The sequence below is a fragment of the Psychrobacter sp. NZS113 genome (genome assembly GCF_015864825.1).
Lineage (GTDB): Bacteria > Pseudomonadota > Gammaproteobacteria > Pseudomonadales > Moraxellaceae > Psychrobacter.
On the sequence record NZ_JADYWL010000001.1, the window covers coordinates 1 to 14,661 of the forward strand.

The following is a 14,661-nucleotide window of genomic DNA, read 5'->3' on the forward strand; positions in this document are numbered from 1 at the left end:
CGGCTTATCCTATTTAGCGAGCTGACTATCATATCATGTTTTAATAGTCTGTCAACTTCTTTTTTTATCTCGTTTCAGTAAGTTAACCACGTTATTTCAGTGTAATTATACACTTCCTAACTGCTAGTTCCCCCTAATGAGGTGCGTATTATATAGAGTTCTCACCCTGTGTCAACACCTAAACCAAAGGTTTTTTATCTAATTTCACTGCACTTTTAATAATCGATACTTTTCAATGGGTTAGGGATAGAAATGCTTAAACCGCATTTTAAGAAAGTCTTTTCACTGCTATTTTTTGTTGATTTGAAGGCTCATTTCTATTATCTAGCCTTTCATTACGAACTTATTATAGTCATTGATATGGGATTTAACGTTACCTATATTCATCACTATTGATATTGGTACAAAGTGCACCTATATAAAGTGCACCTATATATAGAGGCAGACCTGACCCCTTGCTATCTAGTGTTAATAAGCAGTTTTTGCTATAATAGCCGCTTTTATGACATTGCCTAATAGCCGTTCTGCTTTATCGTACGAGAAGGTAGTTCGTTTCACCTTATATAGCGTTGATTATAGCTTGTTAAATGGCGCTTAGTCATCATGCTATATAAGGTAAAAGACAGTGCTATTAAGTCGTGCTTATCTCTTACAACATATCATAGTAGTTAGATATAATTGACGTGGTCTTACGGTTATATGATTGATGGTTGCAATCATCACTGCCAACGGATCCAAAAACAGGTGAATAGATTATGGTAGCGATTACTTTACCCGATGGTAGCGTAAAAAACTTCGAAGGCAATACTACGGTCATGGAAGTGGCGCAAAGTATAGGGACAGGACTGGCGAAAGCAACAGTTGCTGGACGTGTAGATGGGCATTTGGTAGATGCGCATGATCCTATCATTGCTGATGCTAAAGTCGAAATCGTGACACCAAAAGACGACGACGGTGTCGATATCATTCGTCACTCATGTGCGCATTTGCTAGGTCATGCAGTCAAGCAACTGTACCCTGATGTGAAGATGGTCATCGGTCCAGTAATCGAAGATGGCTTTTATTATGACATCTATAGTGAGACGCCATTTACCCCTGAGCATATGGAAGCTATTGAGAAGCGCATGATGCAGCTGATCAAGCAAGATTATGACGTTGTTAAAAAGATGACACCACGTGCAGAAGCGATTGAGATATTTGAGTCACGTAACGAAGATTATAAGCTTAAGTTAATCAATGATATGCCAGGCGAAGAAGCCTTTGGTCTGTATCATCATCAAGAATACGTCGATATGTGCCGTGGCCCACACGTGCCAAACACACGATTCCTAAAAGTATTTAAACTGACCAAAATGTCTGGTGCTTACTGGCGCGGTGATGCGAAAAACGAGCAGTTGCAACGTATTTATGGCACCGCTTGGGCAGATAAGAAACAGTTAAAAGCCTATATCCAACGTATTGAAGAAGCAGAAAAACGTGACCATCGTAAGATTGGTAAAGCGTTGAATCTGTTCCATATGCAAGAGCAAGCACCCGGTATGGTGTTTTGGCATGCAAACGGTTGGACGATTTATCAAGTACTTGAACAATATATGCGTAAAGTGCAGCATGATAATGGCTATGAAGAAATCAAAACACCACAAATCGTCGATCGTAGCTTGTGGGAGCGTTCTGGACATTGGGGCAACTATGCCACCAATATGTTCACGACCTCTAGTGAAAACCGTGATTATGCTGTAAAGCCGATGAACTGCCCTTGCCATGTGCAAGTATTTAACCAAGGCCTAAAATCTTACCGTGACCTGCCTTTGCGTATGGCAGAATTTGGTTCTTGTCATCGTAACGAACCATCAGGTTCATTGCATGGCTTGATGCGTGTTCGTGGCTTTACCCAAGATGACGCGCATATCTTCTGTACCCAAGCGCAAATTCAACAAGAAGTGGCTGATTTTATTAAGCTGACGCTTGCAGTCTATGAAGATTTCGGTTTCGATAACATTATCATGAAACTCTCAACCCGTCCTGAAAAACGTGTTGGTAGTGATGAATCATGGGATTTTGCAGAGAAAGCCTTGTCAGATGCACTTGATAGCTCAGGTCTTGACTGGGATTATTTACCAGGCGAAGGCGCATTCTATGGTCCAAAGATTGAATTCAGTCTAAAAGATTCATTAGGTCGTGTATGGCAGTGCGGTACCATTCAGGTTGATCCAAACATGCCTGAGCGTTTAGATGCTGAATTCGTCAATGAGCAGAATGAGCGCGAAGTACCTGTTATGTTGCACCGTGCTATATTGGGTTCATTTGAGCGTTTCATTGGTATATTGATTGAAAACTATGCGGGTTGGATGCCAGTATGGCTAGCACCACAGCAAGTAGTTGTCATGAATATCACCGATAAACAAGGCGAAGCTTGTGAAAACGTCGTCAGTGAACTAAAAAATGCAGGTTTGCGAGCTATTAGTGACTTGCGTAACGAAAAGATTGGATTTAAGATACGAGAGAAAACATTAGAACGTATTCCCTATATGCTAGTATTAGGGGATAAAGAAGTCGAATCGGGCAGTGTCAACGTCCGTACGCGTGAAGGTGAAAACCTTGGCGTAATGAGTGTTTCTGAATTTATTACATTAGTACAGACCGCTGTCAGTAAAAAAGGCCGACAGACCCCAAAAACAGATGAGGAGTAATACCTATTAAACAGTCGAACCGTTTGAACATCAACGAAGATATCAGTGCCAAAGAAGTCCGTCTCGTTAAAGAAGATGGCGAACAAATGGGCGTGGTCGATATCGCAACCGCGATGAAAGCGGCACGTGAAGACAGTCTAGATTTGGTTGAATTAGTTCCTGAAGCTAAGCCGCCAGTATGTAAGATCATGGATTATAAGCATTTCCTCTATGATCAAAAACAAAAGGCAAAAGAAGCTAAGAAGAACCAAAAACAGACTCAGCTCAAAGAGATGAAGCTACGTCCTAGTACCGAAGAGGCCGATTATCAGGTTAAACTGAGAAAAATCGTGAGCTTTTTGGAAGATCAAGACAAAGTTAAAATTAGCATCCGTTTCCGCGGACGTGAAATGGCACACCAAGAAATCGGTCGCAAACAACTTGATCGTATCATCGAAGACACCGCTGACATCTCAAACGTCGAACAGTATCCTAAGATGGAAGGTCGTCAGATGGGTATGCTGCTTGGACCAACCAAAAAGAAATAATCGATTTTTAAGGTTATTTTGAGCGGGCACTGTCAACTGACATAGATATTTATCACTATGACCATCAATATGCTGCGGGATATTGATGGTTTTTTAATATTCAGGCCTATGAATAGCCATTTTTTAATATAATAAGTCGACGCTACTTTACAAAATCTATCTTCTCAACCTTTTCATTACCAGTTAGTCTAAAGGTCTGCTGTACGACATTTATACCATTCAAATAAGTACAATCGAGTGTATAAAAATATCCATTTACTGCTAACGTGTTTTACGATTACCGTCTTTTGTAGCTATTGACCAAAAATACTGTCCATTTCAGATATTATAGGAAACTTCATGCAAGAATTGACTCCACCAGAAAACGCAACAACTCCAAGTATTTCTTTGACTCCGCCTGAACCTGTGAAAGAAATACAAAAAAGTGAAGCAGATCAGATGGTCAAGTTGGATGAAAGCCAGATTCCAGAGCTCGATGCCAAAGTTGACGCTTTTGTAGATCACGTTATCACTAACTCTGTGCATAGCGATGAGTTTAGACAAAACGTGCAGTCTATTCATAACTTGGGTACGAAAGAGATTCGTGAATCGGCACAAGTATCTAACCGTATGTTGGATTTACCAGCGAAAAGTCTCAATGATAGCTTGTTTGACAACTCCCCTATTGCTAAGTCGTTGACTGAATTACGCGGTATCGTAGAAGACTTAGATCCGAGTAAAAAAGAACTGACTAGCTCACGCAAGCTGTTCGGTCTCATCCCATTTGGCAACAAAGTGCAAGACTACTTTCGCCAATATGAGTCAGCACAGTCACACATCAATGCAGTGGTAACCAGTCTTTATAATGGTAAAGATGAGCTGCTCAAAGACAATGCGATGATTGAGCAAGAAAAAGTCAATATGTGGGAGCTGATGCAATCTATTCGTCAATATGTCTATGTCGGCAAAAAAATTGACGAGCAGTTGGAACACAAAATCTATGCAATCGAAGCAACGGACCCTGAAAAAGCTCGCATTATCAAAGAAGAAATGCTGTTCTATGTGCGTCAAAAGAATACAGATTTCTTGACCCAATTAGCTGTCAATGTACAAGGTTATTTGGCGCTTGATACTATTCGTCGTAATAATTTAGAGCTAATCAAAGGCGTAGATCGTGCAACAACGACAACCGTCTCAGCATTACGTACAGCTGTCGTTGTCGCTCAAGCAATGACCAATCAGAAGCTAGTACTTGATCAAATCACTGCGTTGAATAAAACTACCAGTAGCTTGATTGAATCAACCTCAGCGATGCTAAAACGTCAATCAGGTGAAATTCATGAACAAGCCACTAGCAGCAGTATCGAGCTTGATAAACTGCAAAACGCCTTTAATAATGTCTATGACACGATGGATATGATTAGCAATTATAAGATCGAAGCACTAGAAAACATGAAGCAGACGGTCAATACCTTGACTACTGAAGTAGATAAAGCACAAAAGTACCTCGATAAGTCTAATCAAACAACCGTGCTAGAAGTATCGAAAGAAATTGACAGTAAAAAGATAACCAATAAATCAAGTAAGGTCGATGTTGATATTTGATTTATCACGATAGTTGTTACCAATTGAAAGCAACAACTCCTTGCTACTGAACACACATAAGACAATTGACGCAAGATATTGCCACGTTGTTCGTGTTAAGATAGCCCCTATTAATAATTTTAAAAATAGATACGGTAATTTATGAGTTGGAATGATCCAAACGCCTCAAGCGAGGCAAAAAGATATGACAATCCCATCCCTAGTCGTGAGCTAATACTTAGCACGATTACTGAGCATGGTGAAGTCACTCATCAGCAATTGGCAAAAGCCTTTAATATTGATGATCCGGACCAGTTTGATGCTTTGGGCAATCGCCTAAAAGCAATGGCGCGTGATGGACAAGTAAACCGCGACGGTCGTCCTTATCGCTATCGCACAGTGACTCAGCAAGATGTTGTCACTGGTACAGTGTCTGCGCATCCTAAAGGTTTTGGTTTTGTACTTTTAAGCGATATGCCAGATTTGTTTTTGCATGAAAAGCAAATGCGTTGGGTATTCAATGGCGATACCGTCGAAGCGGTTGGCACGTCAACAGACAATCGCGGCCGTACTGAAGGGCGTATCGTCGATGTCGTCGAACGTCGCCAAAATAACTTCATCGGTACATTGTCTCGTGATGATGACGGCTACTGTGTCGAGCTTGGCAGTCCAAACAACCATCAGCCGATTACAGTCACTGAAGACAATGTACAAGCGTTTAACGCCAAACAAGGCTCTCCTGTCAAAGTCGATATTATCGATTGGCCAAACCAGCATGAGTTTGCTACTGGTAAAATAACGGAACTGCTGTCTGATGATAATGATCGTGAACTGATCATTGAAACCACGCTACTCAACTATGACATCCCTTCAGACTTCAGTGAAGCCACACTCAAACAAGCTGATGGCTATCAAGAGCCGACTGAAAAAGATATCAAAGGTCGCACAGACTTACGTCATTTACCACTCGTCACGATCGATGGTGAAGATGCACGTGACTTTGATGATGCCGTATTCGCTGAAAAACGCTCTGGTGGTAACTATCGCGTTTTAGTAGCGATTGCTGACGTTAGTTATTACGTGACACCAAATTCAGCACTTGACCAAGATGCTTACGAACGTGGTACCTCAGTATACTTCCCGCATCGAGTGATTCCGATGTTGCCAGAAGTGCTTTCTAATGGTCTGTGTTCATTGAACCCTAATCTTGATCGTCTGTGTATGGTTGCTGATATTAAGATATCACGCGCTGGCAAGGTTACTGGGTATGAGTTTTATCCTGCGGTCATGCATTCACAAGCACGTTTAACCTATAATCAAGTAAATGATTATCTGGTAAATCCTACTGATAAGCGCTTACCTGAATCATTAACAGGTAATAAAGACGTTAAAAAATCTATCGACACGTTACATCAGCTTTATGAGCTACTGCTTAAAAAGCGTGAAGAACGTCATGCGATGGAATTTGAAACTGTTGAAACGTATATCAAGTTCAACGAAAAAGGCGGCATCGAGGCTATTCTGCCACGTACTCGTGGTGATTCTCAGAAGCTCATCGAAGAATGTATGCTACTGGCCAATACCTGTGCAGCGAACTTTGCGCTCAAGCATGAACTGCCTGTCTTATATCGTAACCATGATAAGCCTGATGGCGAAAAATCGATGCGTATTCATGAATACGCAAAGAACTTTGGCCTATCGTTCCCAGAAGAGAACCCAACGCAAGCCGATTATCAGCGCATTATTGAAGCAACCAAAGACAGACCTGATGCGATTAGCATCCATAGCATGTTATTGCGCTCAATGATGCAAGCAAACTATGCACCGGACAATATCGGTCACTTTGGTCTAGCATATGACGAATATAGCCACTTTACGTCCCCTATTCGTCGTTATCCTGATCTGATGCTGCATCGTGCTATTAAAGCAAAAGTGACTAATAGCCAACAGCCTGCCATGGACTTTTCTCTTGAAGGTGCTGGTACGCAAACGTCAGATACAGAACGCCGTGCAGAAAAAGCCTCTCGCTATGTAGAGTCTTGGCTCAAATGTCATTACATGAAAGACCATGTCGGCGAAGAGTTCGAAGGTGTGGTGACTACCGTTACCAGCTTCGGTCTATTTGTGACATTGACCGACTTATATATCGATGGTTTGGTTCATATCTCAAACGTTGGCGATGACTTTTTTGTCTATGATGAACAGCAGCAACAACTGATCGGTAAAGACAAAGGTACTTTGTTTGGACTTGGTGATTCGGTCAAAGTCAAAGTTGCTGGTGTGAACATGGATCTCCTGCAAATTGACTTTGATTTAAAAGCCAAACTGCAATCTAGTGAAATGAATCAGACAAAAAAAGTACCTGCTAAAAAGAGCCCAGCCAAGAGAAGTAGCAGTCGTAGTAAAGGCGCTAATAAGAAAGGCTAGTTTTGGTTAGACGCTCGAAATATAAAAAAGGCTAACGTCATCGTTAGCCTTTTTTTATGTCTCACTATTCATATAAATGCGTGGTACTTGCTTAATAAGCACTGACTACTGTGCAGTGTTATCCATCTCTTCTAGATTTTTCTGTTCTGCTTGTTGAGCTTGATCTATTTGAGTCGTGGCACTGTCAAGGATGGCTTTAGGCTGCTCACCCAAAGGCTTGCTAGTGATAGCATCAGAGCTGCTTGCTTCGATATGAGTCTCAGGTATTTCTGTGTTGATACTACTCTGCTGTGACGCTGCACTACTGACGAGCGCTTCTCTATTTTTATCACGTTGACTACCATTAATAAGGTTAAAGCCAAGTAAGGCTACCATGCCAACTAGTGCGAATATAATCAGATGTTTCATTTGCATAGAAAATGTCTCGTATTTGAATAATTATCAGATATACGTTTCGTTGCATTTTCTATGCCTATTTTAAAATTGGTTTATATATATTACTCTTGCGGGCTATTATTGTTCAATAAATCAGTCTCATCTGAACGTTCTGCAATCTCCTGCTCGACCTTTTTCATTAGCTTGTCATCTGAACGCGCACTGAGAACCTCATCCGCATTGTCATCTTGTAATATAAGCTTGGCACGTGCTTTTGCTTGTTTTTTGTCGTTATTATCAGTAGGGCTACTATTACCATTCGTAGTAGTCTCAGACACGGTCGGTTTAACCATTACATTAGATGTATCGTTTAAATGACTGCTTTGCATATGTTCAAAGGCTTTTTCTAAATCACGATTAAAACGCAATCGATAAATAGGTTCAGGTAGGCTGAAACCTTCATCCTCTAATGCATGCTTGGTCTCACGAATGGCAATACTGCGTGCTTTTGAAAAGTCCGTCTCTGATTGATCTACCCAAACTTGAAACTCTAAGACGATGTTAGAATCGCCAACATTATTAATAACAGCGATCGCTTTTGGCTCATCTAACACGAACGCCAAACTATGTATTGCGTCCAATCCAACCTTGATAGCAGCTAACGGATCATCATTAGCATCAACACCCAACTCAAAGGTGAATCGACGTTCGGGGTTTTTGGTGTAATTGAGGATAGTACCTTTGAAGACTTCAGAATTAGGAATACGCAATTGATTACCATCTAGTGTCATCAATATCGTCGCGCGTGAGGTCAAGCGCACTACTATACCCTCTTGCCCATTAATCACAATGTGGTCACGTGCGCGAAATGGTTGGCGAATACTTAACATTAACGATGCGATATAGTTTTCAATGGTATCTTTGACTGCAAAACCAACCGCAATACCGATGACGCCAGCACCACCAAGCAATGTGCTTAAGATGGTCTCTGCTCCTATCAAGCTTAGCGCTAAGATAAGGCCAAATATAATAAAGATGACTTTGACAGTTTGTGACAGTAGCTCAGCGACAAATGGATTGGGTGTCAACCGTTGCCACATTCTTTTGCGATTAGACAACCAGCTGCCAAACCAGCTTACCAGTATAAACAGAATGATACCGACCAATAATAGTGGTAAGGCTTTGACCAGATTTTTGGCTTGTACTTTGAGACCTTGATAGACAGTAGTGACGTTATCTTGCACATCTAGAGTACGATCAATCTGATCCGAAACGGTGACCACATCTGTCAAACGATTGGTCAAATTAATGGCCTGCTGTGCTTTTTTTTCGTTTGGGGTCTCTCCCGTTAAGGTAACAACACCTTGGGCGACACTCACATTGACAGCTTGCAAACCATCAATTTCTGAAAAGATACCTTTGATACGTTGACGAATGTCATTGTCTTTTTGCGGGGTCGGTGTGGTTTCAATTTGGGCGTTATTAGTACTTTCACTGACGATTACCGGTGAGGGAGTTGGCTCAGGTTCAGATGACTGCGTAGGAAGCTCGACAATGTCAGCTTCTAGTTCCGCAATATCATTTGATACAACGCTTTCTGCACGCTCTATTTCTGATATTTCGGCTATATCAGTCGTTTCTTCACCAACAGCATAAACCGGAAGAGAACAAAGGAGGCTTAATAGCAACCATATCTGACACCACGCTTTTGGACAACTGCGTATCCTTGGAAGGTCTAAACGAGTTGCCATAAGCATCCTTTGCTAGCTTTACTGATTTTTATTGCTAATTTTCACTACCAAATTGTGTCTTATTTACGATCTAGATAAATCTGCGCCTCACTTAGGCTTAGTGTACCTTCATAAATAGCACGGCCAGTAATAATGCCCTCGATACAGTCACCATAAGGCTTTAATAGCTCGATATCTTTCATATTGGTCACGCCACCTGACGCAATCACTGGTAAGCCACCTTCACGAGCTAAGTTAACCGTTTGCTCGACATTGACGCCTTGCATCATGCCATCACGGGCAATATCAGTATAGACGATTGAAGAGACACCTACATCAGCAAAACGCTTGGCAAGCTCAGTCGCTTTGGTATCAGTAACATTCGCCCAACCATGGGTTGCGACCATGCCGTCTTTTGCATCGATACCTACAATGATATGACCCGGAAATTCGCGGCAAGCTTCTGCGACAAACTCAGGGTTTTCGACTGCTTTTGTACCGATAATAATATAAGTTAAACCTGCAGTGATATATTGTTCAATGGTGTTCATGTTACGCACACCACCGCCCAACTGAATAGGCAAATTCGGATAAGCTTTGGTAATATCATTGACTACTTGTCTATGAACAGGTACACCATCAAAGGCACCATTCAAATCAACCAAATGCAGTCGGCGCGCACCTTCCTCTACCCAGCGCGCTGCCATCGCCACTGGATCATCAGAGAATACCGTATCATCTTCCATACGGCCTTGTTTTAAGCGTACACATTTACCATCTTTTAAATCAATCGCCGGGATAATGACAGGCACAGCACACATATCGCATTCCTTATAAAACAAAATATTGAATAAATTTGAAAAACTAAACTTTGAATATTATGGTGTATTGAGTTCTTAACACACGCTAAATAATGATAAAAAATATTGCTCAAAACTGTATTCATGACAATAAAACTAAAAGTGATAACTATAAGTTTTTATAATTACAGCCATTGAAAACATTAGGTAAATTGAATTCCTGACTGGCAATTTTAGGTCAATTTAGCGTATAATCCTAGGTAAATTTTATTTGTTTCTATGTGATAGTAACCATACGTTATATTTTTATTAGGTCATTCACGACTAAAAAAAGATTAGCGGTCAGGATGAATCGAGTAAGAGCTAAATACATTTACATGATATTGGCTGACTTCTTGCTAAGAAAGGTTATATTAGAAATCTCAACTGGTCGATCGAAACAGATTACCCTGCAGTATTACACACTCTAATTAAATACCTTTCCTAACGTTTTCATATTGTCTTTATCACTGGTCAACGATACTAAAATAGCTATTATTGGCTTTATAGCAATATTATACGATAAGTGCACACTGCTTGTTAATTGCTTAGCCAGTTTGTCTTTTTACCAGTTTATCATCTATCTCAATAGATCGTTATTTGGCTACATACTTATTCAATTAAGTATCTTTTCTAGGATACTGAACTCATAAGTGGGGTCTACAATACTGGTATTAAGAATTTTAATTTTCAATGAAACGTATGATAAAGCTGTTTATCTTAAGAACTGTCACTTTTAGCTAACTGCTTTAGCGATGGTTTTTAATTGGATGGTTTTAATATACACCTTGGTAGCCAGTCGCCACTTTGGTAATTCGAATAAGACATTAACGTGTTGTTAAGGAGTCTAAGGTCAGCGTTAATACTCTTAATAGTAGTTATGATCATGCTTTATTTTTAGAGAACTCTATCACCATCCTATTATAGGAATAGGTGAGTGAGTGCTTTATTAAATGATGCATATGTTCATGCTACCGATGTACCAAACAGGAAGTCTGGTATCGTTTTAGACTATGGACTAAGTTTTCGCTTATGATTACCATCAAAAAAGGTTTGGATTTGCCCATCACCGGCGAACCCTCCCGCGAGATATCTGAGCACCAACCGACACACGTAGCCCTTATTGGCTATGATTATATCGGTATGAAGCCCACGATGAATGTCAAAGAAGGTGACATCGTAGCAAAAGGTCAGCCCGTTTTTGAAGATAAAAAACGTGCAGGCGTTATCTACACTGCCCCTGCTGCTGGTAAAGTTGTCGCGATTAAACGCGGTGACCGTCGTGTGTTTGAGAGCCTCGTTATTGCGGTCGACCCAAAAGGTGAAGAAGTAGACTTCGAGCGCTATGACTCCCAGCAACTGGCTGACCTAGACTCTGAAGTTGTCGAAACCCAATTACTTGCCTCTGGCGAATGGACTGCGTTTCGCACGCGCCCCTTTAGCCGTACGCCAGAAATCGGTGCCCGTCCTCATGCCATCTTTGTCACTGCTATAGATACCAGTCCCCTAGCGTTTGATCCGATGCTGCTGATCAATGAGCAGCTACAAGCGTTCAATGATGGTCTTGCTGTGTTGTCGACACTCAGCCCAAAGACGTTTGTCTGCCATCATGGTAATGCTCAGCTGACACCAGTCGCAAAAACTGCTGCGAATAACGTCACTGAGTATCATGGTTTTGCTGGTAAGCATCCAGCTGGTCTGGCAGGTACGCACATTCACTTTTTACACCCAATCATGCGTGGCGTGAGTGTCTGGACAATTGGCTATCAAGATGTGATTGCGATTGGTAAGCTATTTACCACCGGCCGTCTATACACACCTCGCTTGATTAGCTTAGCAGGCCCTTCTGTCAGTAACCCACACTTAGTTATGACTGAGCGCGGTGCTGATATTACTGCCTTGACCAAAGGTCAGCTAGCAGCTGGCGAGAACCGTATCATTTCAGGTTCGGTATTATCTGGTCGCAAAGTGTTTAGCAATATTGCCTATCTTGGTCGTTTTCACAATCAGATCAGTGTGCTAACGGAAGGTCATGAGCGCCCAGCGTTCCACTTCTTTACGCCAGGTAAAAACCGTTTCTCAAAACTGCCTATCTATATCTCGCAGTTTTTTGGTGGCAAAAAGTACAACTTTACCACCACGAGTAACGGCTCACCGCGAGCGATGGTGCCAATTGGTGTCTATGAAGAGGTCATGCCTCAAGATTATCTGCCAACCCAACTGCTACGGGCATTGATTGTCGAAGACATGTTGGTCGCCGTTGATTTAGGCGTACTTGAGTTGGATGAAGAAGATTTGGCACTATGCACCTTTGTATCTCCTGGCAAATATGAATTCGGTGATATCTTGCGTGATAACTTAACGCGCATCGAACTGGAGGGCTAACCACGATGAAATTTTTACACAATATGTTCGATCGTATGGAGCCATCTTTTACCAAAGGCGGCAAACACGAAAAATACTATGCCATCTTTGAGATGTTTGATACGTTTTTGCGTCAACCAGACTCAACCACATACGCGTCATCACACGTACGCGACGGGATTGATCTAAAGCGCATTATGATTACTGTATGGCTATGTACTTTCCCAGCGATGTTTTGGGGTATGTACAATATCGGTCATCAAGCGCTAACGGCGGTTGCTCAGCTTGGCTTGCAGCCTGAAGGTTGGCGTACGGTTATCACTAGCATGGCAGGCTATAATCCAGACAGTGTCTGGGCAAGTTTTGTCTACGGTGCGATGCAGTTCCTACCTATTTACCTTGTGACATTTGCCGTTGGTATTCTCTGTGAGATTATCTTTGCTGTTGTCCGTGGGCATGAAGTCAACGAAGGCTTCTTTGTGACCTCGGTACTATTTGCACTATGTCTACCACCAGATATTCCTTTATGGCAAGTTGCCTTGGGTATTATCTTTGGTGTGGTCGTAGCCAAAGAAGTATTCGGTGGTACAGGTAAAAACTTCCTTAACCCTGCCCTATCGGGTCGTGCATTCCTATACTTTGCTTATCCAGCCTATATGTCTGGTGACTCTGTATGGACAGCGGTTGATGGTTTTTCAGGAGCAACGCCTCTAGGTCTTGCTGCACTTGGTGTCTCTCCTCAAGATTTCGTCGATGTCTATGGCAATGCGATCACGTGGAGTGATGCATTCTTAGGTAACATGCAAGGCAGTATCGGTGAAGTATCAACACTAGCAATCTTAATGGGTGCCGCTGTTCTATTATGGACGCGTATTGCCTCATGGCGCATCATGGCAGGTTGTGTGATTGGTCTTGTGGCTACCTCGCTTATCTTCAACATGATTGGCTCTAAAGACAATATGATGATGAACTTGCCGTTCTATTGGCACTTAGTCATCGGTGGTTTTGCCTTCGGTGCGGTGTTTATGGCAACCGATCCAGTCTCAGCTGCACATACCAATAAAGGCCGTTGGGCTTATGGTATCTTGATTGGTTTTATGACGGTATTGATTCGTGTCATCAACCCAGCTTTTCCAGAAGGCATCATGCTGGCTATTCTATTCGCCAACTTATTTGCGCCATTGTTTGATTATTTTGTGACCCAAGCAAACATCAAACGCCAAACAGCTCGGAGGGTTCGTTATGTCCAAGCCCAAAAGTAATAATGCGAAAACCATTAGTGTGGCATTGACGCTATGCTTGGTGTGTTCAGTATTGGTCTCAGCAGTTGCGGTTGGCCTAAAGCCAGCTCAGCTTGAAAACGCGCGTTTAGACCGTAACAAAAACATCTTGGTCGCGGCTGACATGTACGATGCTGAGTCTGACACACAAGACGATGTCGCCGAACGATTCAAAGACTTTGATGTCGAGATTATTGACTTAAACAAAGGCAACTATGTCGATGATGCAACGCTAGCAGACGCGGGTATCCCTGATCGCAATGCTTATGACGCTAGTCAAGCGACTAAGAATCAAGCATTGAGTGACGACCTAGGTAACGATGATCCTGCGGGTATCGGTCGTAAGCCTAAATATGCCAAAGTCTATGTCAAAAAAGACGATGCGGGTCAACCTGAAGTAGTCGTATTGCCTATTCAAGGTTACGGACTATGGGGTACTATCTATGGTTTCTTGACGCTTGAAAGCGACATGAATACTATCAAAGGTATCAGCTTTTATGAGCATAAAGAAACCCCAGGTTTGGGTGCTCGTATCGAAGAGCCAGAGTGGCGTGCCAAGTGGACCGGTATCCAGTCTTATGATGAAAACGGTGAAGTTGCCACTGGTGTAACCAAAGCAGGTAATCCAAAAGACAACTGGGTTGATGGTATCAGTGGTGCGACATTGACTAGCCGCGGTGTCAGTAACATGATTCAGTTTTGGTTAGGCGAGCAAGGTTATAAGCCTTATCTAGATATGCTGCGCAAAGAGGGTGGTCAGACAGTTGATAATGCAGAAACACAAGCAAATCAATCAAAGAAAACCGCTCAACCTAAAACCGAACTGGCAGCGAAACTACCAGTAGCAAACGGCAAGGAGGCTTAAC

10 protein-coding genes are annotated in these 14,661 nt (G+C 42.1%); 7 read left to right on the top strand and 3 right to left on the bottom strand.

What is annotated here, in order from left to right; all coding sequences use genetic code 11:
- Positions 1-755: 755 nt before the first annotated feature.
- The 4 genes from thrS to rnr all read left to right on the top strand — a co-directional run bounded on the left by thrS (position 756) and on the right by rnr (position 7,207).
- Complete coding sequence (gene thrS / locus I6E61_RS00005) at positions 756-2,690, top strand: threonine--tRNA ligase (RefSeq protein WP_197128347.1); 1,935 nt, start codon at positions 756-758, stop codon at positions 2,688-2,690.
- 23 nt (positions 2,691-2,713) lie between these two features.
- A complete protein-coding gene (gene infC, locus I6E61_RS00010; protein ID WP_194363269.1) occupies positions 2,714-3,217 on the top strand; it encodes a translation initiation factor IF-3 in 504 nt (167 codons plus the stop codon).
- A 339-nt stretch (positions 3,218-3,556) separates the two neighbouring features.
- Positions 3,557-4,801 carry a toxic anion resistance protein gene (locus I6E61_RS00015; RefSeq protein ID WP_197128349.1) on the top strand — a complete coding sequence of 415 codons (1,245 nt, stop codon included), beginning with the start codon at positions 3,557-3,559 and terminating at the stop codon, positions 4,799-4,801.
- A gap of 141 nt (positions 4,802-4,942) precedes the next feature.
- Complete coding sequence (gene rnr, locus I6E61_RS00020) at positions 4,943-7,207, top strand: ribonuclease R (RefSeq protein WP_197128351.1); 2,265 nt, start codon at positions 4,943-4,945, stop codon at positions 7,205-7,207.
- Between the two features lie 105 nt (positions 7,208-7,312).
- Here the strand turns inward: rnr and I6E61_RS00025 are convergent, their stop codons facing one another.
- The 3 genes from I6E61_RS00025 to hisA form a co-directional block, all read right to left on the bottom strand.
- Positions 7,313-7,621 (bottom strand): hypothetical protein, encoded by a 309-nt coding sequence (locus I6E61_RS00025; RefSeq protein WP_197128353.1) that lies wholly within the window; start codon positions 7,619-7,621, stop codon positions 7,313-7,315.
- An 83-nt stretch (positions 7,622-7,704) separates the two neighbouring features.
- Entirely contained in the window at positions 7,705-9,333 is a 1,629-nt protein-coding gene (locus I6E61_RS00030; RefSeq protein ID WP_197128355.1) for a mechanosensitive ion channel family protein, read from the bottom strand.
- A 59-nt stretch (positions 9,334-9,392) separates the two neighbouring features.
- Complete coding sequence (gene hisA / locus I6E61_RS00035; RefSeq protein ID WP_197128357.1) at positions 9,393-10,133, bottom strand: 1-(5-phosphoribosyl)-5-[(5-phosphoribosylamino)methylideneamino]imidazole-4-carboxamide isomerase; 741 nt, start codon at positions 10,131-10,133, stop codon at positions 9,393-9,395.
- Between the two features lie 1,050 nt (positions 10,134-11,183).
- Here hisA and I6E61_RS00040 point away from each other — a divergent pair.
- The 3 genes from I6E61_RS00040 to I6E61_RS00050 are packed head-to-tail and all read left to right on the top strand — an operon-like array spanning position 11,184 to position 14,660.
- Complete coding sequence (locus I6E61_RS00040) at positions 11,184-12,536, top strand: Na(+)-translocating NADH-quinone reductase subunit A (RefSeq protein ID WP_197128359.1); 1,353 nt, start codon at positions 11,184-11,186, stop codon at positions 12,534-12,536.
- A gap of 5 nt (positions 12,537-12,541) precedes the next feature.
- The gene (locus tag I6E61_RS00045) at positions 12,542-13,777 is read left to right on the top strand and encodes an NADH:ubiquinone reductase (Na(+)-transporting) subunit B (RefSeq protein WP_197128361.1); all 1,236 of its coding nucleotides are present in this window, start codon (positions 12,542-12,544) and stop codon (positions 13,775-13,777) included.
- Entirely contained in the window at positions 13,758-14,660 is a 903-nt protein-coding gene (locus I6E61_RS00050) for a Na(+)-translocating NADH-quinone reductase subunit C (protein WP_194363277.1), read from the top strand. Before I6E61_RS00045 ends, I6E61_RS00050 begins: the two co-directional genes overlap by 20 nt.
- Position 14,661 lies beyond the last annotated feature (1 nt).